This window comes from Streptomyces sp. SAI-170, from assembly GCF_049739565.1.
In the GTDB taxonomy this organism is placed as follows: Bacteria; Actinomycetota; Actinomycetes; order Streptomycetales; family Streptomycetaceae; genus Streptomyces.
Map to the genome: position 1 here is coordinate 8,543,096 of NZ_JBMGQD010000001.1, position 19,083 is coordinate 8,562,178.

Annotated in this window: 15 protein-coding genes and 1 pseudogene; 13 read left to right on the forward strand and 3 right to left on the reverse strand. The window is 70.6% G+C overall.

From position 1 onward, the window contains the following. The first annotated feature begins 59 nt into the window (after positions 1-59). Positions 60-1,677: pseudogene (locus RKD23_RS38340) on the forward strand (multicopper oxidase family protein). A 385-nt stretch (positions 1,678-2,062) separates the two neighbouring features. Next, complete coding sequence (locus tag RKD23_RS38345; protein WP_424857961.1) at positions 2,063-3,280, forward strand: peptidoglycan-binding domain-containing protein; 1,218 nt, start codon at positions 2,063-2,065, stop codon at positions 3,278-3,280. A gap of 7 nt (positions 3,281-3,287) precedes the next feature. Here RKD23_RS38345 and RKD23_RS38350 read toward each other — a convergent pair whose 3' ends face one another. Then, the gene (locus RKD23_RS38350) at positions 3,288-4,391 is read right to left on the reverse strand and encodes a peptidoglycan-binding domain-containing protein (RefSeq protein WP_424857962.1); all 1,104 of its coding nucleotides are present in this window, start codon (positions 4,389-4,391) and stop codon (positions 3,288-3,290) included. 483 nt (positions 4,392-4,874) lie between these two features. Here RKD23_RS38350 and RKD23_RS38355 point away from each other — a divergent pair, with 483 nt between their 5' ends. From RKD23_RS38355 to RKD23_RS38400, 10 genes are all read left to right on the forward strand, one after another. Further along, positions 4,875-6,419: an amino acid adenylation domain-containing protein gene (locus RKD23_RS38355; RefSeq protein WP_424857963.1), complete on the forward strand. Its 1,545-nt coding sequence runs from the start codon at positions 4,875-4,877 to the stop codon at positions 6,417-6,419. Further along, a complete protein-coding gene (locus RKD23_RS38360) occupies positions 6,409-6,675 on the forward strand; it encodes a phosphopantetheine-binding protein (protein WP_424857964.1) in 267 nt (88 codons plus the stop codon). Before RKD23_RS38355 ends, RKD23_RS38360 begins: the two co-directional genes overlap by 11 nt. Continuing rightward, complete coding sequence (locus tag RKD23_RS38365) at positions 6,672-8,048, forward strand: flavin monoamine oxidase family protein (protein ID WP_424857965.1); 1,377 nt, start codon at positions 6,672-6,674, stop codon at positions 8,046-8,048. Before RKD23_RS38360 ends, RKD23_RS38365 begins: the two co-directional genes overlap by 4 nt. A 311-nt stretch (positions 8,049-8,359) precedes the next feature. After that, positions 8,360-10,066 (forward strand): class I adenylate-forming enzyme family protein, encoded by a 1,707-nt coding sequence (locus tag RKD23_RS38370; RefSeq protein WP_424857966.1) that lies wholly within the window; start codon positions 8,360-8,362, stop codon positions 10,064-10,066. Positions 10,067-10,080: 14 nt separating this feature from the next. Then, the gene (locus tag RKD23_RS38375; RefSeq protein WP_424857967.1) at positions 10,081-11,610 is read left to right on the forward strand and encodes a KamA family radical SAM protein; all 1,530 of its coding nucleotides are present in this window, start codon (positions 10,081-10,083) and stop codon (positions 11,608-11,610) included. Beyond that, positions 11,607-12,650: an ATP-grasp domain-containing protein gene (locus RKD23_RS38380; RefSeq protein ID WP_424857968.1), complete on the forward strand. Its 1,044-nt coding sequence runs from the start codon at positions 11,607-11,609 to the stop codon at positions 12,648-12,650. The genes RKD23_RS38375 and RKD23_RS38380 overlap by 4 nt, the downstream gene beginning before the upstream one ends. A 5-nt stretch (positions 12,651-12,655) precedes the next feature. Next, positions 12,656-13,873 (forward strand): phenylacetate--CoA ligase family protein, encoded by a 1,218-nt coding sequence (locus tag RKD23_RS38385; RefSeq protein ID WP_424857969.1) that lies wholly within the window; start codon positions 12,656-12,658, stop codon positions 13,871-13,873. After that, positions 13,870-15,180, forward strand: a complete 1,311-nt coding sequence (locus RKD23_RS38390; protein ID WP_424857970.1) for an MFS transporter — start codon at positions 13,870-13,872, stop codon at positions 15,178-15,180. Before RKD23_RS38385 ends, RKD23_RS38390 begins: the two co-directional genes overlap by 4 nt. After that, on the forward strand, positions 15,177-16,079 hold the full coding sequence (locus RKD23_RS38395; protein ID WP_424857971.1) for an SDR family NAD(P)-dependent oxidoreductase: 903 nt from the start codon (positions 15,177-15,179) through the stop codon (positions 16,077-16,079). The genes RKD23_RS38390 and RKD23_RS38395 overlap by 4 nt, the downstream gene beginning before the upstream one ends. Then, complete coding sequence (locus RKD23_RS38400) at positions 16,079-17,335, forward strand: phenylacetate--CoA ligase family protein (RefSeq protein WP_424857972.1); 1,257 nt, start codon at positions 16,079-16,081, stop codon at positions 17,333-17,335. The genes RKD23_RS38395 and RKD23_RS38400 overlap by 1 nt, the downstream gene beginning before the upstream one ends. Before the next feature lie 91 nt (positions 17,336-17,426). Here the strand turns inward: RKD23_RS38400 and paaI are convergent, their stop codons facing one another. Next, positions 17,427-17,819 (reverse strand): hydroxyphenylacetyl-CoA thioesterase PaaI, encoded by a 393-nt coding sequence (gene paaI / locus RKD23_RS38405; RefSeq protein ID WP_424858434.1) that lies wholly within the window; start codon positions 17,817-17,819, stop codon positions 17,427-17,429. A 253-nt stretch (positions 17,820-18,072) separates the two neighbouring features. Between paaI and RKD23_RS38410 the strand changes: the two genes are divergently transcribed. Further along, positions 18,073-18,480: a hypothetical protein gene (locus RKD23_RS38410; protein WP_424857973.1), complete on the forward strand. Its 408-nt coding sequence runs from the start codon at positions 18,073-18,075 to the stop codon at positions 18,478-18,480. Between the two features lies 1 nt (position 18,481). Here RKD23_RS38410 and RKD23_RS38415 read toward each other — a convergent pair whose 3' ends face one another. After that, complete coding sequence (locus tag RKD23_RS38415; protein ID WP_424857974.1) at positions 18,482-19,081, reverse strand: hypothetical protein; 600 nt, start codon at positions 19,079-19,081, stop codon at positions 18,482-18,484. Between the last annotated feature and the right edge of the window lie 2 nt (positions 19,082-19,083).

Genomic DNA, 19,083 nt, shown 5'->3' on the forward strand with positions numbered 1-19,083 from the left:
GCGACGTGTCGTCCCTCCGCGACCACCTCGGCCGTTGAGACAACAGAGGACACAACCCTATGAACAGCAGCACCGACCGTCGTTCCGTCCTGCTCGGGGGGCTGGCAGTCGCGGGCGGGGGCGCGCTTGCCGCCTGCAGCGGCGGGAGCGGCTCCGGTGGCGGAAGCGCCCTCGTCGACCCCTCAGGCTCCGCCGTCGCCGCGATGGAGAACAAGCGCAGGAGCACCGGACGCCGGCAGGAGGTCACGCTGACCGCGGCGCCCGCCAGGATCGACCTCGGTGGCGGCGTCATGCCCAGGACGTGGGCCTTCGACGGCCGGACGCCGGGCAAGGAGGTCCGGCTCTCCGTCGGCGACACATTGGTCGCCGAGCTGTCCAACCAGCTCCCGGGCAGGACCGCCACATCGATCCACTGGCACGGCATCGCGCTGCGCAATGACATGGACGGTGTGCCGCCCCTCACCCAGACCCCCGTTCGGGCGGGCTCCACATTTACCTACAGCTTCGTCGCCAACGCCCCGGGTACGTACTTCTTCCACCCGCACGTCGGCGTCCAGCTCGACCGCGGCCTGTACGCCCCGCTGATCGTGGAGGACCCCAAGGAGACCCTCACGTACGACGACGAGTGGATCGTCGTCCTCGACGACTGGCTCGACGGCGTCACCGGCACCCCCGACGAGGTCTTCGCCGAGCTCAGGCAGGGTATGGGCGGGATGGAGACGGGGGACAGCAGCAGCCCCGGCTCCAGGGTTATGGAGGGCCCACGACATGGGGGACATGGACGGGATGGACATGGGGGACTCGGCGTCCCCCTCCGCCTCGTCCGGCGGCACGTCGACGAGGTTCATGCTCATGGGCGCCGAGAGCGACCTGCTCGGCGGAGACGCGGGCGACGTGAAGTACCCGCACCACCTGATCAACGGCCGCGTCGCCACCGAGCCGGACGTCCACCGGGGCAAGCCCGGCCAGAAGGTCCGGCTGCGGATCATCAACGCGGGTGGGGACACTGCCTACCGCGTCGCCCTCGGCGGCCACAAGCTGACCATCACCCACACCGACGGCTTCCCCGTCCTGCACCAGGATGTGGATGCCCTGTTGGTCGGCATGGGTGAGCGCTACGACGTCCTCGTCACCCTTGGCGACGGCGTCTTCCCCCTCGTCGCCCTGGCCGAGGGCAAGAACGCGAACGGCCTCGCGCTGGTGCGTACGGGGTCGGGAAGCGCGCCGAAGCCGACCGTCCGCCCGAAGGAACTCGGCGGCACGATCATGACGGCGTCCCAGCTGCGCGCCGCCGACGAAGCGCGCCTCACGTCCGCCAGGACCGACGTCATCCACCGGATCAAGCTGACCGGCGACATGCACGCATACAACTGGGCCATCAACGGCAAGCCGTTCGACATGGAGAACCCCGAGGCGAACCCCATCCTTGTCGAGGAAGGCCGGCGCGTACGACTCGACTTCGTCAACGCCACCACCATGTGGCACCCGATGCACCTGCACGGCCACACCTACCAGATCGGCGACTCGGGGCCGCGCAAGGACACCGCGATCGTGCTGCCCAAGAGGAAACTGTCCGTCTACTTCGACGCGGACAACCCGGGCCAATGGATGCTCCATTGTCACAACGCCTACCACAGCGAGGCAGGAATGATGGCGAACTTGGCGTACCGAGCCTGATCACCCGTACGTCGGGGTCGTCGGCGAGGAGCCGCCGACGGCCCCGACGCGGCGGGGGTGCGGTGCGCCGCCGCCGCTCTCAGCCTGTATGTGGTTCCGGGACATGCGTCGACACCGCAGGTATCCCGTGGCGAGAGGAGTTGACCGATGACGGGCCGTCAGCCCTCTGTCGGCGGTCGGTGTCGTGGTGGTCGCAACCCTTGCTGTCGGCAGTATCGGCCTTGAGGCAGCCGAACGTCACGTGAGGCGGGTCGCGGCCGGCGCAGTCGGTGACAGGCGCCCCTGCCGGACCCCGGGTAACGTGGGTGACAGGGGCCGTAGCGTGTGCACGCGCGCATTGTCAGTCGAGAATTCAGGAAATATCCCCGACGACAGGGGAGGGCTGATGGGTCTTCTGTGCTTCACGCCAGGCGACGTCACTTCTAATCCGGCGACCCGGTCCATGATCGGCGAGGCCGCCGAGGTCCTCATCAAGCATCACTACTGCTCCACCAAGGGTGGATGCCATGAGTTCCTGAGGTTCCCCGGCGGGCCGCAGACCGATTTCTTCGACGTGAGTATGGGATTCCACAGGTGTCGCCACCTCGCCAGTTATCTGAAGATTCACAATCCGCATATCGACGCGGTCGCACTGGCGTCCGAGTGTGAATCGAAGAAGGAAGGCCTGTTCTCGTTCCCGATCCCGGACATCATCACCCACGAGGTGGGGCGTTTCGAATTCTACGAGGTCAAGCCCAACTCCCGGTCGGGCGAGCGGGAGGCCGACAAGAAGGTCGACTGGTTCATCGTCATCTCCGACCCGAACGTCTTCAACCTGCCGTACAAGCCGGGCCAGAAGTACAGCCCGGACGAGCGCGTTCTGCTCTGGGACGGAACCTGGTTCTCCGCCCCTGCCAAAGTTCACTTCCACTGGAAACGCACCAAGCCGGGAGTGATCCTCTACGAGTTCTGCATCGAGGCCAGTCTCGACATCCTGGTCGAAACGCTGTGGAAGATGCTCGTCAAAGCAGTGGTGCTCGCGGTGATCGTGATCATCCTGCGGCAGCCGAAACAGGAACCCGTTCCGACGCCCGAACTGCCCGCACCGCTCCCGCGCATACCGGTGCCGATTCCGGCGCCCGTTCCCGTCCCCGTGCCGGTCCCTTCGTTCTTCGTCGACCCGGTGCACACGATGAACTCGCCGATGCGGGAATCCGTGGGCAGCGGTGGCGTGAACGACCCCGAAGACGTCCGTTACGCGCAGCTCATGCTCAACCAGTGGATTCCGCGCGCGACGGGGCTCGCGGCCCTGGACGTCGACGGCCTGGTCGGACCGCTCACGATCGAAGCCATCCACACGTTCCAGGAGATCATGACAGGAGTGGTCGACGACCGGCTCGACGCCGGCGGCACAGGAATCCGCACCCTGGAGGCCGATCACTGGGTGTCGCTCGTGGCAAGCGTCCCGATGGGCTTCGACAACCCGCTCGAAGGAGACTTCACCACCGAGGAAGCCGGCGAGGAGGGCCCGTTGCTCGGTATCGACCCGGAGGCCGTCCTGGCCGAGGCGATGCAGGACTACTTCGACACCGCCTACACATCGGCCGGCAGCCTGGAGGGCTGAAGGGCGGCTACGGACCCCCTGGGGGCAGCAGTTCGGGGCGTCCGGCCGGGCCGAACCGGCCTGCGATCAGATCGTCCATGGGCAGGGTGGTCAGCCTGATCCGCTCGTCGCTGCCGATGTCGTCCCAGCGCTGGTACATCCCGTCCGGGAAGGTGATCCAACGCCAGCGGTCCTCGGTGTTGAGAATGTCCCCGGTCGGCACCTCCTGGATGAAGGCGCGATGGTACGGATGGATGTTGTTGGTGAACGGCGTGGGCAGCCCGGAGAACAGGAACGTACGCAGCACCTCGTAGTGCGGCGAGATGATCGACTTCTGCTCGTTCTCCAGTAGATCGCGGTTGCCCTCGGCGATCAGCCCTGTGGTGATCTTGTTCCAGGCGGCGCCGTAGGATCGCGTGGGGAACCCGGGAGCGAAGGCCGGCAGTCCGCTGGCGTAGGTCGTGTACTCGTTGAACCGGTCGTGCAGATGGCCGAGCTTGATGGCCTCGGTCGGATGGTCGAGGAACGCCTCGTGCAGCCAGGCGAGGTCGAAGAAGATGTCCCGGCCGATGCGCACCATGATGGACTGCTCGATGAAGGCGGGGTCGCTGTCCAGCCCGCCCACCACCGCGCCCCCGGCCATGCGCCCGAGACCGGCCCACAGGAACTCCGTCGGCGCTGTGAGGTACAGGTCGCGGTAGTAGCCGTAGAGGTCGATGACCCGCGCCCGGTTCGCGGCCCACCCCGCCTCCGGCAGCCACTCGGCGTGCTCGGCATTGCGGGCCTTCTCCAGTGCGCGGTTGCTGTAGAACGAGCGCCGGTCCGAGTAGTGCAGCTGGAGGTCGTCGAGGCTCGGCAGGGCCTCTGTGTCGAGGAGGTTCATCGTCTGCGGGCCGACCTTGCCGTCGGTCGAGATACCGCGGGCCGACTGGTATGCGTCGACGGCCGCGGCCGTTTCGCCACCGAAGTCGCCGTCCGCACCGAACATCGGCAGATCGAAGTGCAGGTCCAGCAGCGCCCATTGGACGCGCCGCACCGCCATCCCCTCGTCCCCCGGCCCCATGACCTGGGAGCCGGCCGCGCACGCCTCCAGCGCAGGGTCGCCGGTGAACCGCGGATTGCCCAGGCTCATCGTTCCGACTCTCCTCACGGTCGTACTCCGGCTCCAGTGTCGGCGGCCGGCCGGCCGTTCGCATTCCTGGGGGTCCGGGCGAGTGGCCCTGCGGGAGCCGGGGCGGTCCGCTCCTCCGGCTTATCACTCACACGGGTCTGGTTCTCACTGCCGCACAGGCCAGGGGGGACCCCTCCATTTGCGAACTGGCCCTCCGTTTTCAGCCGCACGAGGCAGGCGACCCCGGTGACGCCGCCTCCGGGAGGTATTCCTCCACCGACCGCATTCCGGGCGCCTCGCGGATCGGAAGCGAGGGCTCCGCAGAAGTGGAAGCGGAGCCTTCGCAGGGGCCCTGACCTGCCGGAGCGTGTGCGGTGAAGGCGCGTGCACAAGGAACCCACTATTCCTTCCAACTTCCGTTGTGGCCACACATGTTCGGCTGTAGAGTCCCCGTTCGTCGGGCACGGACAGGCGCTTTCAAGCTTTTTTGGGGCGAACAAGTCGATGCAGTGCGAGACCCTCGGAAACACCCCGGACCTCGTCCAGGCCTTCACGCAAGCCGCTCTCCGCGACCCGGAGCGCGCGGCCCTCGTGCACGAGGGCCGGGTCGTGTCGTACGGCCGGCTGTACGAGCTCGTGTACGCCCTCGCGGAGCGGCTCGGGCCCCGGCCCGGAGCGGTGGCCGTGCCGGCGACGCACAGCCCGGAAACCGTGGTGGCGATGCTCGGCGTGCTGGCGGCCGGTGGCGCCTACTGTCCCGTCGACCCGGTCTTTCCGCCGGCGCGTCAGCAGGACATGGTGTCCGCGGCCGAATGCCGCGCTGCCGTCGCCACCGACACGGCACCGGATCTCCGGCTCGGGCTGCCGACCACGCACTTCAGCTGGGAAGAGGGAGAGGCGAGCAGCGCTGGCTCCGGGCCCGGCAGGGGCCAGGACCCCGAAGCCGCCGCGTACACCCTCTTCACATCGGGCTCCACCGGCCGGCCGAAGCCGGTCGTGACCCCCCGCCGGGCGATCTCGGCGTCCGTGTGCTCGCTCCGCGGACTCTTCGGCCTCACCGAAGAGGACAGGGTGCTGCAGTTCGCCTCGCTCAACTGGGACACCTCGTTGGAGGAGATCCTTCCGACCCTGACCTCGGGAGCCACCCTCGTCTTCGACCGAGAGGCACACTCGGGGTCCTTCCCGCGGTTCCTGCGGATGGTCGAGCGCGAGCATGTCAGCGTTCTCGACCTGCCCACGGCTTTCTGGCATGAGCTTGTCCTCCACCTCACGGAGGAAGGGACAGGCCTTCCGGACTGCGTCCGGCTGATGGTCATCGGCGGGGAGGCGGTCAGCCCTGCCCGGCTGGCCGACTGGAGCCGTCTCGACACCGGCCGGATCCGCCTGGTCAACACCTACGGATGCACCGAGACCACCCTGATCACCCACGCCGTCGATCTCCACGGCCCTCGCGCCCCCGTCCCGGGCTGGGACTGGGACGCCGGCACGAGGGCGCCGATCGGCCGGGCCCTGGCCCATGTCGTCGAGGACATCGGCGAGGACGACGAGCTGCTGATCGGCGGCCTGGCCGTGGCCCTCGGCTACCTCGGGATGCCGCAGGCCACCGAGAGGGCGTACGTGGTGGTGGACGGCGAGCGCCGGTTCCGTACCGGCGACCGGGTCAGCAGGACACCGGACGGCCTCCTCACCCACGAGGGCCGGCTGAACGACGAGATCAAGATCCGGGGCATCCGTGTCGATCCGGCCGAGGTGGAGGCGCACCTCGCCGGCCACCCCGCGGTGAACACGGTGGCCGTCACCGGTGTGACCGCCGCCGGCCGCACCGCGCTGGTCGCCTACGTGGTGCCCCGGCCACACACCGGGACCCGGGAACTCGACGTCGACCTGCGGTCCTATCTGCGCGAGCGAGTGCCCGCCCATCTCGTGCCGAGCCGGATCACCGTCGTCCCGCAGCTCGTGCTGACCACGAGCGGCAAGGTCGACAGAAGAGCCTCACACCAGCGATACGCCACCGTGAACAGGTCGAAGGAGACCGTTGATGAGCGTTGACACCACTGCCTCAGGCGCCGGGAGAGCGCCTGCCCCTGCCGACACCGAAGGCGTGGTGGCGATGTTCCGGCGCGTACTGGAGGCCGACGACGTCTCCACCGACTCCGATTTCTTCCTCCTCGGTGGCGACTCGCTGGTCGCGACCCGCGTGCTCAGCGCCGTCGCCCGCTCCTACGGGGTGGAGCTGACCTTCGAGGACTTCCTCGACGCGCCCACCCCCGAGCGGCTCGCGGCGAAGATCGCGGCCGCCCGGTGACCGGCCTGGACACGCCTCTCGACGCGGCCGCCCCGGGGCTTTCCGGTGGTGTCACCAGCGCGGTGGTGGTCGGAGCCGGGTACGCCGGGCTGACAGCCGCGACCGAACTGGCCGCGCGCGGGGTCGACGTGACCGTCCTCGAGGCGCGCGACCGGGTCGGCGGCCGGGCCCATGGACTCAAGGTCTCAGCAGAGGGCTGGGTGGACGCCGGCGCCGCGTACCTCGGGGACCGGCACACCCAACTGCACGCCCTCATGTCCGAGCTGGATCTCAAGGCGACGCCCACCACCATGTACGGAGCCAGCCGCTTCGCGCTCGGGAGCGAGGAGACCACGCGGGACGGCCGGTTCCCTCCGCTCAACGCCGTGGCGCTCGGCGACCTCTTCGAGCAGCTCGACGACCTCACGGCCACCGTGCGGTGCGACGCGCCGTGGCTCACCCCGGGCGCCGAGGAGCTGGACGTCCTGACCGCCGGGGAATGGGCCGAGCAACACCTCACGCATCCGGACGCCCGGCTCTTCTTCCCGCTCTTCCTGGGCGAGATGATGGCGGCCGACCCGGCGCGGGTGTCCATGCTGCACGTCGCCTTCTACCTGCGGTCGGGTGGAGGCCTGCGCTATCTGAACGCCTTCGAGGGCGGCGCCCAGCAGGACCGGATCGACGGAGGCGCCCACCAGGTGTGCGAGCGGCTCGCCGCCCGGCTGGCCTCCAGGGTGCGGCTCGGTGAGCCGGTGCTCGCCGTACACCAGGACGACCAGGGCGTCACGGTGCGCAGTGCGCGAGGGGAGTACCGCGCCGATGTCGCGGTGATGGCGCTGCCGCCGCTGCTCGCCGACGCCGTCGACTACCGGCCCGGGCTGCCGGTGCGCCGGGCGAGCGACCGCACGGCGCGGGGCTGCGCGGTCAAGGTGCACCTGGTGTATCCGGCGCCGTTGTGGCGGGACCACGGCCTGTCGGGATGGTCGGTGAACGCCGAAGGGCCGCTGCTCTCCACCGTCGACGACTCGCCGGCCGGAGCCGGGGTCGGCGTGCTCACCGGATTCGTCACGGGCGGCGAGGCCCACCGCTACGCGGCGCTCGATCCGCGGGAGCAGCGCTCGACGGCCGTCGAGCAGGCGGCCCGGCTGTTCCCGATGCTGCCCGAACCCGTGGGTTTCCATGTGACGGACTGGGTCAACGACCCCTTCAGCAAGGGTTGTTACGCGTCGCTCTTCGGGCCGGGGGACTGGCTGCGGCACGGTCCGACGCTGACGGCACCGCACCTGCGGGTGCACTGGGCCGGCACGGAGACCAGCACCGAGTTCTTCGGTCTGCTGGAGGGGGCGATCCGCTCCGGCCGCCGGGTGGCGGCGGAGGTCCTCGCCCGCCCGTAGCGCCGCGGCCCGCTCAGCAACCGGGCGGGGCCGTCGTACGCCGCTGCCCCGGCCCTTCATGCTCTCCCAGCGTCCCGGGCGGGCGCCGCCGTCCACCCTCCCCTCCTTCCCTTACGCCCCGACGGGGGCGCCACTGAGCCGGTCGTACGCCGGGCCGGACGCCCCACGCCGTACGCCGCACGGCACCGCAGCAAGGCACAGCAGCACGGCAGTCGAACCACCGTTCCGCCGAGTACAGCAAGCCTTCGATCAGTCGCCGGGCCCGGCCCCACCAGGGCCACCTCCCGGCGACACCGAAACGGGAGACCGTCATGAGCGACCAGACCTCCATCGCCCCTCTCGCGGCCAGACAGCAGCTGATGGCCGAGCCCACGCTCGGAGCCGGCAACTTCCTCGACCACGCCATCGCCGTCAACCCCAACCGCGCGGTCCCCTACGCCTACACCCACCGCGTCGACCACCGGGGCGCCGTCGAACTGCGCGGCCACAGCCTGCTCGACCTGGCCGCCCTGCGCGACCAGTACGCGAAGTGGTACTGGTCCAACGGCGTCCGGCCCGGTGACCCGGTCGCCGTGGTGGTCGGCGAAGGCCTGGAACCCGTCCTCCACTTCCTCGCGCTGTCCGCGCTCGGAGCCGTACCGGCCCTCGTCAACGACGCCATGCGGCACGAGGTGATGGTGCGCTACCTCAACCACGTGGGTGTCGTGGGAGTGGTCGCGGACGACCCCACGCGGCTGGCCGCGGCGTACCGCGAGACGCCGCACCGCCGTCCCCGCTTCATCGCCATGGCCGCCGAACTCCACGCCTTCGACGCGGAGGCGGCGGAGCTTCCCGAGGTGTACCCGTACCGGCACGCCGCCGACGACGTGGTCGCGCTCATCCACTCCTCCGGCACCACCGGCACACCGAAGTCCACCAAGCTGGCGCACCGTCAGTTCTGGGAGGGCAAGCAGCCGCGTATGGTGCGCTTCCCCGCCGAGCCGTACGACCGGCTGATGTCGCTCATGCCGCACACCCACGCGGGCGGCCTCAGCTACTTCCTCGCCGCCACCCTGCTCGGCTTGCCGACCGTCGTCATGTCCGACTGGCGGCGTGCCGTCGTCGAGCCGGTCATGGAGGCCTTCCAGCCCACCATGGTGGCCTCCTTCCCGCGCACCTTCGTGGAACTGGCCACCGGCGAACTCCCGGTCAAGGGCGCCGCGAAGGTGCACTCCTGGTTCAACACCGGCGACAGCGCCCACTACGGACACATCCGGCGGCTGGTGCAGCTCGGCGAGCGGCCGGCGGGTCTGATCAGGCCCTGGCTGCTGCCCCGCGAGAGGGAGGAGCAGCCCGCTCTGCCCGGCTCGCAGTTCGTCGACGGACTGGGCTCCTCAGAGATGGGCATGGCCCTGTTCGGGCAGCTGACCACACCGGAGAGCGAGCGCGACGACCGCTGCGTCGGCAAGCCCCTGGAGGTGGTCGAGAAGGCGGCGGTGGTCGACGAGAACGGCGAGGAGGTACCCGACGGCACGGTCGGGATGCTCGGCGTCGTCACGCCGTCCCGGACCCCCGGATACTGGAACGACGACCGGCTCACCCGCACGTTCGAGCTCAACGGCTACTGGCTCACCGGCGACGTGGCCCGCCGTGACGCCGAGGGACGCTTCTACCACCTCGACCGTACGGTCGACGTCATCGACACCGCGGACGGGCCGGCGTACAGCCTGCCGATCGAGGAGGTGCTGATCGCCGACTGCGCCGCCCTGGTGCAGGACTGCTCGGTGATCGGCGTCCCCGCCGGACCGGGCCGTGGCCAACTGCCCGTCGCCGTCGTCCGGTTGCAGGCGCAGGCCGATGGGAGCACGGCGGAGGAGGTCCAGGAGGCGGCCAACAAGGCCCTGACCGCCGCCGGGCTGACCCCGCTCGCCGCGGTGAGCGTCGCGCGCACGCCGGAGGACTTCCCGCTCGGCCCCACCGGGAAGGTGCTCAAGCGGGAGCTGCGGACCCGCTTCGCCACCCTCCTGACCGGCCGCTAGGCCGGGGGCGTCAGATGATCCGGCAGCCGTACCAGTACGCGCGGAGCCCGCTGACCGAGCCGGACTGGCGACGGCTGCCGGGCTGGCGCCGTGTCACGGAACGCGACTGGCGGGACGCCCAGTGGCAGAGGGCCCACTGCGTGAAGAACGCGCGTCAGCTCAGGGCCGTCGTCGGCGACCTGCTCACCGACCGCTTCTACGACGATCTCGCCGCCGACCGGGCGGAGTTCGCCACCATGGCGATGCTCCTCACCCCGCAGATGCTCAACACCATGGCAGCCGGGGCCGATCCGGTGCCCGCATCGTTCACCGAGGCGTTCCTCGCCGATCCGGTCCGCCGGTACATGCTGCCGGTGCGCTCGGACCGTCACCCCCGGTGGCCGAGCCATCCGAAGGCGGGGCGGGACTCGCTGCACGAGGCGGAGATGTGGGTGGTGGAGGGCCTCACCCACCGGTATCCGACCAAGGTCCTGGCGGAACTGGTCGCCACCTGCCCGCAGTACTGCGGGCACTGCACCCGGATGGATCTGGTCGGCACCTCCACGCCCCAGGTCACCAAGGCCAGGCTCGTGCTCCGGCCGCGGGACCGGCAGGAGCAGATGCTCGACTACCTCAAGCGCACGCCGACCGTGCGCGACGTGGTGGTGTCCGGCGGAGACGTCGCCAATGTGCCCTGGCCGCAGCTGGAGACCTTCCTCATGCGGCTGCTGGACCTGGGTTCGGTACGTGACATCCGGCTGGCGAGCAAGGCCGTGGTGGGCCTGCCGCAGCACTGGCTCCAGCCGGAGGTCGCCGAGGGCCTGGGGCGGGTCGCGGCGGTCGCGGCGCGCCGTGCGGTCAACCTCGCGGTGCACACCCATGCCAACCACGCGCAGTCCGTGACCCCTCTGGTCGCCGAGGCCGCCCGGGCCCTCCTCGACGCGGGCGTGAGGGACGTCCGCAACCAGGGCGTGCTGATGCGCGGGGTCAACGCCACCCCCGAGGACCTGCTCGACCTCTGCTTCGCACTGCAGGGCGAGGCGAACATCCTCCCGTACTACTTCTACCTCTGCGACTTGATACCCCACGCCGAGCACTGGCGGACCTCGCTCCATCAGGCCCAGTGGCTCCAGGAGGCGATCATGGGATACCTCCCCGGCTACGCCACCCCGCGGATCGTGTGCGACGTACCGCACGTCGGCAAGCGCTGGGTGCACCAGGCCGTCGCCTACGACCGTGAGCGCGGCATCTCGTACTGGACCAAGAACTACCGCACCGAGCTGGAGATCCGGCAGTCGCCCGACGCGGACCCCGAGGCCACGCTGGCCCGACGCCACCCGTACTACGACCCGCTGGACACGCTCCCCGAGTCCGGCCGCCGCTGGTGGGCGGAGCACGCCCAGGACCAGGACGGCCGGACCGGCACCGCCCTGGAGACCCTGCCCGGTGACGGCCGGACCGGCACCGCCCCGGAGGCCCGGCCCGGTGACGGCCGGACCGGCACCGCCCCGGAGGCCCGGCCCGGCGCACCTTCCGCCCCCACCGCACCCGAGGACAGCCCGTGAATCTCCCCCCGCCCCGCCCCGACGCCGGCCCGCTGCGCCGGATGTGCTGGATCTTCCCCGACCGGGAGTCGACCCGGACGACCGATGTCTGGCACGCCATGTTCTGGGACCTCTACGCGGAGGTCGCCGAGGACCTCGGCATGAGCTGGACCCGGCACTCGCCCGACGCGGTCTCGGTCGACTGCACGCAGCGGGGCCGGCCCCGCGTCTACGTGGACGACACACTCGTCACCCCCGAGGACACGCTCTTCATCACGGCGCTCTACTCGCTGCCGTACCAGCAGATGGACATTTTCAACCAGTACGCCCTCACCGCGGTGCTGCAGCAGGCCGGCTTCTACCTGCCCTTCCCGCCCGAGACCTCGCTGATCGGCAACGACAAGCTGGCCACCCTGCTCCACCTCGGCGACTCGCCCGTCCCGCCGATCCCGACCGTCCGCATCGGCACGGGGCGCGATGTGAGCCGCCACCTGTACGAGGTGGCGCTCGGGAACATGACCTATCCGGCGATCGTCAAGCCGGCCGGCTGGTGCGGTGGTGGGGGCATCAACCTGGCGCGCAGCGCGGGCGACATACGCGGCCTGGCCAGCCTCGCGCAGGGCGGGGACACCACACTCGTCGTGCAGCCGTACCTCGGCGACGGCACGGTCGACCACCGGGTGTACGTGATCGGCGGCCGGGCCCACACGGTCCTGAAGCGGACTCCGCAACCCGGCTCGGCGGTGGCCAACGCGAGCCACGGCGGCATCCTGGAGTTCGCCCCGGTTCCCGACGAACTGGCCGCGGCCACCGCCTACTTCGCCGAGCGGCTGCCCATCCCCTTCTTCTGCGTCGACTTCCTCCACGACGGGCAGCGGTTCTGGTTCTCCGAGCTGGAGCCCGACGGCGTCATCCCCGACGTCCCCGGGGATCCGGACCGCACGGTCCAACGCGACGTGGTGCGCGCCCGGTTCACGGCCTACCGGGACGCCCACGCGAAGCACCTCGCCGATGCCGCCGGCGGGACGCCCCTGTTCACCTCACCGACGGAACGGAGCTGACCGCCATGTTCTCGCTGACCCCGGAGGCGGCCGAGCCGCGGCTGCCGGTCGCGCGCCGGACGCTCCAGCGGCTGCGTCAGGTGCCGGAACTGGCGCCCCGCTACGACGGGCACGCGGACGTACGCACCCTCGACGACGTCGCCGCGCTGCCGCCGCTGCTCAAGGACGACCTCAACATCGCCCTGGCCCACTTGCGGCCCCGCGCCGAGCACGGCGCCACCTGGCTCTTCCAGAGCGGCGGCAGCACCGGCGCACCCAAACTGGGCCACGCGCCCACCGGTTTCTACATGGCCGGGGTGCACGCCCACTGGCAGCCGCTGGACCGTGAGGACGTCTTCGTCAACGCCTGGGGCGCCGGCCGTATGTGGGGCGCGCACTTCCTGGTGGCGGCCCTGGCCGACCTGTCGCAGTGCCAGGTGATCGCACTGGGCTCGGTCGCCAAGGACGAGTACGCCGAGTGGCTGGCGTTCTTCGCGGCGCGCGAGGTGACGGCCATCGGCGGCACGCCCAGCGTGCTGCGGCTCTGGTTCGCCCACGCCCGGGCCGCCGGTCTTCAGCTGCCGCACCTGCGCAAGGTGCTGTGGCTCGGCGAGGCCTGGCAGCCGCAGGTGGAGGAGGACATGGCGGTGGTCGCACCGGCGGCCCGGCGCTGGGGCATGTTCGGCAGCACCGAGACCTGGGTGGTGGGGACGAACACGCCCGAGTGCCCGGCGGACAGCTTCCACACCCTGCCCGACCAGCTGGTACACGTGGGCGAGGACCAGCTGCTGGACTTCACCACCCTCAACCCGGAGATGCTCAACCCGGTGCTGCGCTACCGAACCGGGGACGCGGGACGACTTCAGGCCTGTCCGTGCGGACGGCCCGGCCGGGCCATGCGCGTGCTCGGCCGCCGCGACAGCGTGGTGCAGGTCCGGGGCCTGGGTCTGCACGTGGACGAGCTGGTCGCACGGGTGGAGCGGGAGCCGGGTGTCTCGCGCGCCCAAGTGGTTCTCTCGGAGACCGGCGGCCGCGCCGGCGCCGTGGAGGTGCTGCTGCTGACCCGTCCGGGCGCGGCGGTGGACGCCGAGCGGCTGCGCAAGGAACTGCTGGCCGAGACGTTCACGCTGAGCACCGCCTTCCTGCACGATCCGGAGAACTTCCGGGTACGTCCCGTCACCGACCTGATCAGCAACGAGCGGACCGGCAAGACCGCCGGGCTCGAGGTGCGGGAGGAGGAGTGAAGCCACGGCGGCCGGTCTCCCTCGGCTCTGAGTTCAACCGCTTCTGGATCGGCCAGTCGGTGAGCACGGTCGGGGACCGCATCACGATCTTCGTGGTGCCGACCGTGATGATCTTCGCCCTGGACGCCTCCGCCTTCCAGGTGGGCATCGTGGCCATGGCCCAGTACCTGGGCATTCCGCTCCTCGGCCCGCTCGCCGGCGTACTGGTCGACCGGTGGGACAACCGCCGTACCCTGCTCGCCTGCGACCTCGCCCGGCTGGTGGCGGTGGCCGTCATCCCCGTCGCGTACTGGCAGGGCTGGCTCTCCACGCCGCTGCTGTTCGCCTGCGTGGCAGTGATCAGCGGCGCGACGATCTTCTTCACCGTCGGGTACCTGGTCGCCGTGCCCGCCGTGGTGCCCAAGGACCATCTGGTGCGCGCCTATTCCCGGCTCGAAGGCACCCGCTCGGTGTCCGAGGTCTCCGGCCCCTCCCTGGCGGCCGGCCTCTATGGCGCACTGGGCGTGGCCGCGCTGCTCGTCGACGCCGCCAGCTATCTGGTCTCCGCGCTGTGCATCCGGTCCATGCGGCCCTGGGGCGAGCGGACCGTCGCCGAGGGATCGGTGTGGGAGCGGCTGACGGCGGGCTTCCGGCTGAACTGGTCGGACCCGGTGCTGCGCCGGGTGGTGGTGGCAGCCGTGACGCTGAACTGCGGCGGCCCTGTCTTCGTCACCGTGCTCCCGATCCTCGCCTATCAGGGACTGGGCGTCTCCGTGGGCGTGTTCGGCGCCGCCATGTCCGTGGCGGCGGTGGGCGCCCTGGCCGGTGCGGCCGTGGCGCCGAAGCTCGGTGAAAGGCTGGGGACCGGGCGGATGCTGGCCTGGGCGCTGCTGCTGCACTGTCTGGTGGGCCTCGGGGTACTGGCCGCGCCCGCACTGCCGGCCGGTGCGGTGATCGCCGTGACGATGGGCTGCTACGGCTTTTTCATGTCCTGCATCAACGTCTCCAGCGCGCCCATCCGGCAGTCCCGGATGACCGCGACCCACCAGGGCGTGATGCACGCGGCCTTCCGGACCGCCACCTGGGGCGTGATCCCGCTGGCCGCGCTGGCCGGAGGTGCGGCCGTCAGCCTGCTCACCGGACCGCTCGGCGTGCTGGACGCGGCCCGGGTCACCATGGCCGGCGGCACCCTGCTCGCTGCCTGTTCCTTCCTGCCCGCGCTGCGGGTCCAGCCGCTCCTGGACGCGGCCGAGCGGCAGAAGGCGGCGGAAGCGCTGCAGGCGGACGGCGGGGGAGCCGAACCGGCACGCGCGGAGGGCGCCTCATGACCGCGACGGGCGGGGAGTCCCCGGTCGTGCTGATCACCGGCACCTCCTCGGGCATCGGGCTGGCCACCGCGGTCGCCGCCGCCCGGGCCGGTTTCACCACGGTCGCCACCCTGCGCGAGCCCGCCCGCGCCGGGGCGCTCCGGGAGGAGGCGGACCGGACCGGAGTACGGCTGGACATCCGCCCGCTGGACGTGACCGACATCGGGTCCATCACCCGCTGCGTCGACGGCGTGCGCGAGACGTACGGACGCCTGGACGCCGTGGTCAACAACGCCGGCGTCTCCAACTTCGACCCGACCCTGGAGATGTCCACCGCAGAGGCGCTGCGGGCCAACCTGGACGTGAACTTCTTCGGCGTCGTCGAGGTCAGCCGGGCCGCGATGCCGCTGCTCCGCGCCGCCGGGGGGCGTCTGCTCACCATCGGCAGCGTCCACGGGATCGTCGGACAGCCCTTCAACGAGGCCTACTGCGCGGCGAAGTTCGCCGTCGAGGGCTTCATGGAGAGCCTGGCCCCGGTGGCCGAGGCGCACGGGGTGAAGGTGTCCGTGGTGGTGCCCGGATTCGTCCGGGACACCTCGTTCGGGATCTTCCCTGACATCAACCGCAGGACCATCGAGAGCGCCTCCGGCCCGTACGCGTCCACTTTCGCCGACTACATCCAGTGGGTCACCACCCAGGGCTGGGAGGGTGCCGGGCAGTCCGCGGCCGAGGTGGCGGACGTCGTCGTGCGGACGCTGCTGGCCGAGCGGCCGGCCTTCCGCGTCCCCACGAACCCCTGGGCGGCCGCCTACGTGGAGAACAAACTGGCCGACCGCGACGGCTCCGTCGTGCGGGAACTCGCCCGCACATGGATCGGGCGCGGCCCGGAACCCGACGCCGACACAGAGCAGGAGAGCTAGTGCCCGCCAAATCCCTTCAGGAACTGGTCGACTTCGTCCGCACCCACTCGCCGTTCTACGCCGAGGTGTACCGGGACGTCCCGGAGACGATCTCGCACCTCTCCCAGCTCCCCGTCATCGACCACACGGCGTTCTGGGCGGCGAATACCTGGCCCGACAACCGGGTGCTGACCGGGCCGCTGACCGACGCCGGGGTCTACAAGACCGGCGGCACCACCGGCGTGCCCAAGCTGTCGGTGTGGTCGCGGGAGGAACACGCCGACTCCGTCACCGCGTTCGGGGCCGGCATCGTGCAGGCCGGGCTCAGGCCGGGCCACCGGGTGGCCAACCTCTTCTGGGCGGGCGAGCTGTACGGCGGCATGCTCTACATCGAACACGCCCTGCACGCGGCCCCCGTGGAGAACGTCCGCCTGCCCGTCGGCGCCGGCGCCCCCAACGAGTTCATCGCCGACCTCATCGGCGACTTCGGGGTGAACGTCCTCGCCGGGGTCCCGATGAAGCTGGCCGCCGTCGCGGAACTCCTCGTCCGCCGCGGCCAGACCGCCGACTCGGTCGAACTGCTCCTCTTCGGCGGCGACCTGCTCTTCACCGATCTGCGGCCGATCCTGCTGCGGGCCTTCCCCAAGGCCGCCATCGCCTCGGTCGGTTACGCCTCCATCGACGCGGGCCTCGTCGGACGGCCCGTACCCGGCGAGGACGTACGGGTGCACGAGGCGTTCCCGCACCGCACGGTCGTGGAGATCGTGGACGACGTCACGAGCGAGCCGATCACCACTCCCGGGGTGCCGGGCCGGCTCCTCGTCACCAACCTGTTCCGCACGCTGATGCCGGTCATCCGCTTCCCGGCCGGCGACCGCGCCGAGTGGGTCGACGCGCAGTGCACACGGTTCCGGCTCCTCGGCCGGTCCATGGAGGGCGGCCGCGTCGGCACGGTGTCGATGCCGATCGAGGACGTCCGCGCGGTGCTCGTGGAGGCGGACCCGGACCGGTACATCGCCGGCATGCAGATGGTGCAGCGCCGCTGGGACGGCAAGGACGGCCTGATCCTGCGGCTGGGGTACATCGAGGAGCCTCCGGCGGACCTCTCGGCCCGGCTCGTCGAGGCGGTCTACGCGGCCCGGCCCCTCTTCCCGGCGGAGGTCGCGGACGGCGCCATCCACGAGCTGGGCATCGAATGGGTGCCGCGGTCCGAGCTGCTCACCAACCCGCGCACGGGCAAGCTCCAGCAGGTGGTGGACGAGCGCCCGGCGAACTGACCGACGGCGTGACGCCCGCCGTCCGCCCGCCGCTCGGGTGGCGGGCGGAACGGACCTCGGACGCGTGGGTCGGACGGACGGCTCGTACCGCTCACTCGGGCGGGGCCTGCACCCTTCCGGAGAGCATCACACTCTGTCCGCGGAACTCCGCCACCACGATGCCGTCCGTACGACGGACCGACACGTCGTAGATCCCGTTGCGTCCCGAACGCGTCCGTTCCACGGCCTCGGCGAGCAGCTCGTCGTCGACCGCGGCCGGCCGCAGAAAACTGACCTGCGCGGACTGCGCGACGGTGACCGGCCCGTAGCCGTTGCAGGCGTAGGCGAACGCCGCGTCGGCGAAGAGGAAGAGGAACCCGCCGTGGGCCATGCCGTGGCCGTTCACCATGTCCTCGCGCACCCGCATGCGCATCAGCGCCCGGCCCGGGGTGACCTCCTCCAGGGCGATGCCCAGGCTCTCGCACGCGCGGTCCCGCTCATACATCTGCGCGATCCCGGCCGGTGCGTCGTCCGGTACGGCGCTGCGCTGGCCCACGGCCTCGCCCCTTCCTCCCTGGTGACCGGACCGAAGGGGGCCCGGGTGCTCCGCGTGCGCATTAGATCCACCGGCGCGGAAGCCTGTCAACGGACGGCGGTTCTTGGACTGCTCGGCGATGGTGTGGTCGCGGGTGGGAACGAGGGAGCCGTCCACGATCGATGCGGTCGTCCAGCCCAGATGCAGTCTCTACAGTCACCGCATGGCCACCGAAGACGAGCCCCCATGGCACCCCGACATCACCGCGATGCTCACCGATCAGACGAGCGCGTGCAGGCCGGCACGCGAGGCCATAGCCGCCGGCGCCGAGGTGAAGGTCTGGGACAGCGAGGTGCCCCAGTGGATGGTCGCCGGCATAGCCGCAACGAGGTTGAGACGGTCGCTGAAGCGCGGCCTGCAAGAGACCATCGGCCTCGACGAGACCGTTGAGATCCTCGCACGGCACCGCGGCGAGCAACTGCGTACCGGGACCATCCTCACAGCAGACCGGCTCTGGTTCTTCAACCTGTACTTCGACGCCACCGGGACTGAACTCTTGGCGTGCAGCGGCGTCAAACGCGCTCCGACGCCCAGCACAATGGTGGCTGACCAGGCGAAAGGGCCGCGGTGATCTACGGCTGAGCGGCGGGATCAATCGCTCTCACCACGTGACCACCCGTGGTCCCGCCCGCGCATGTCCAGACCGCGGTCTCATGGAAGTAACCCACATGCAGACCGCGGTCGTGCTCGCCGCAGACGGGCCAGGTCACGCGATGGTGGCTCATGACGAATTCCTGCACTCCTTCCGCCACAGCACCCAGAACCTCTGCCGAATCGGGCGTGGAGACCTCCGCCGACTTGATGTGGACCACGCCGACCGGTCCCAGGTCCGGGTCGCGCACGTAGTCGATGTAGCAGAAGTCGTCGCCGGTGACCGCTTTCCCGGTGTCCTGCTCCGCCGACCTGGTGACCGTCTCGAAGGCCGATCTGGCCAGAGAGAAGGTTCGCGCGGTCCAGGATTCACAGAACTCCGATTCCGTGAGTTCTCCACGCTCGCCGTACAGCTCGGCCATCCACGTCAGCACCTCCTCGGGGAGCTGCTCCCCGTGCCGCCAGACCGCTCGCAGCATCCGGTCCCGCCAGTCCGAGAAATTCGACATCATCGCTGCCTTCCGATGGCAAGGAAAGCCGGGGGAGAAGCGGCTGCCCGCTTCTCCCCCGGCGGTGATCAACC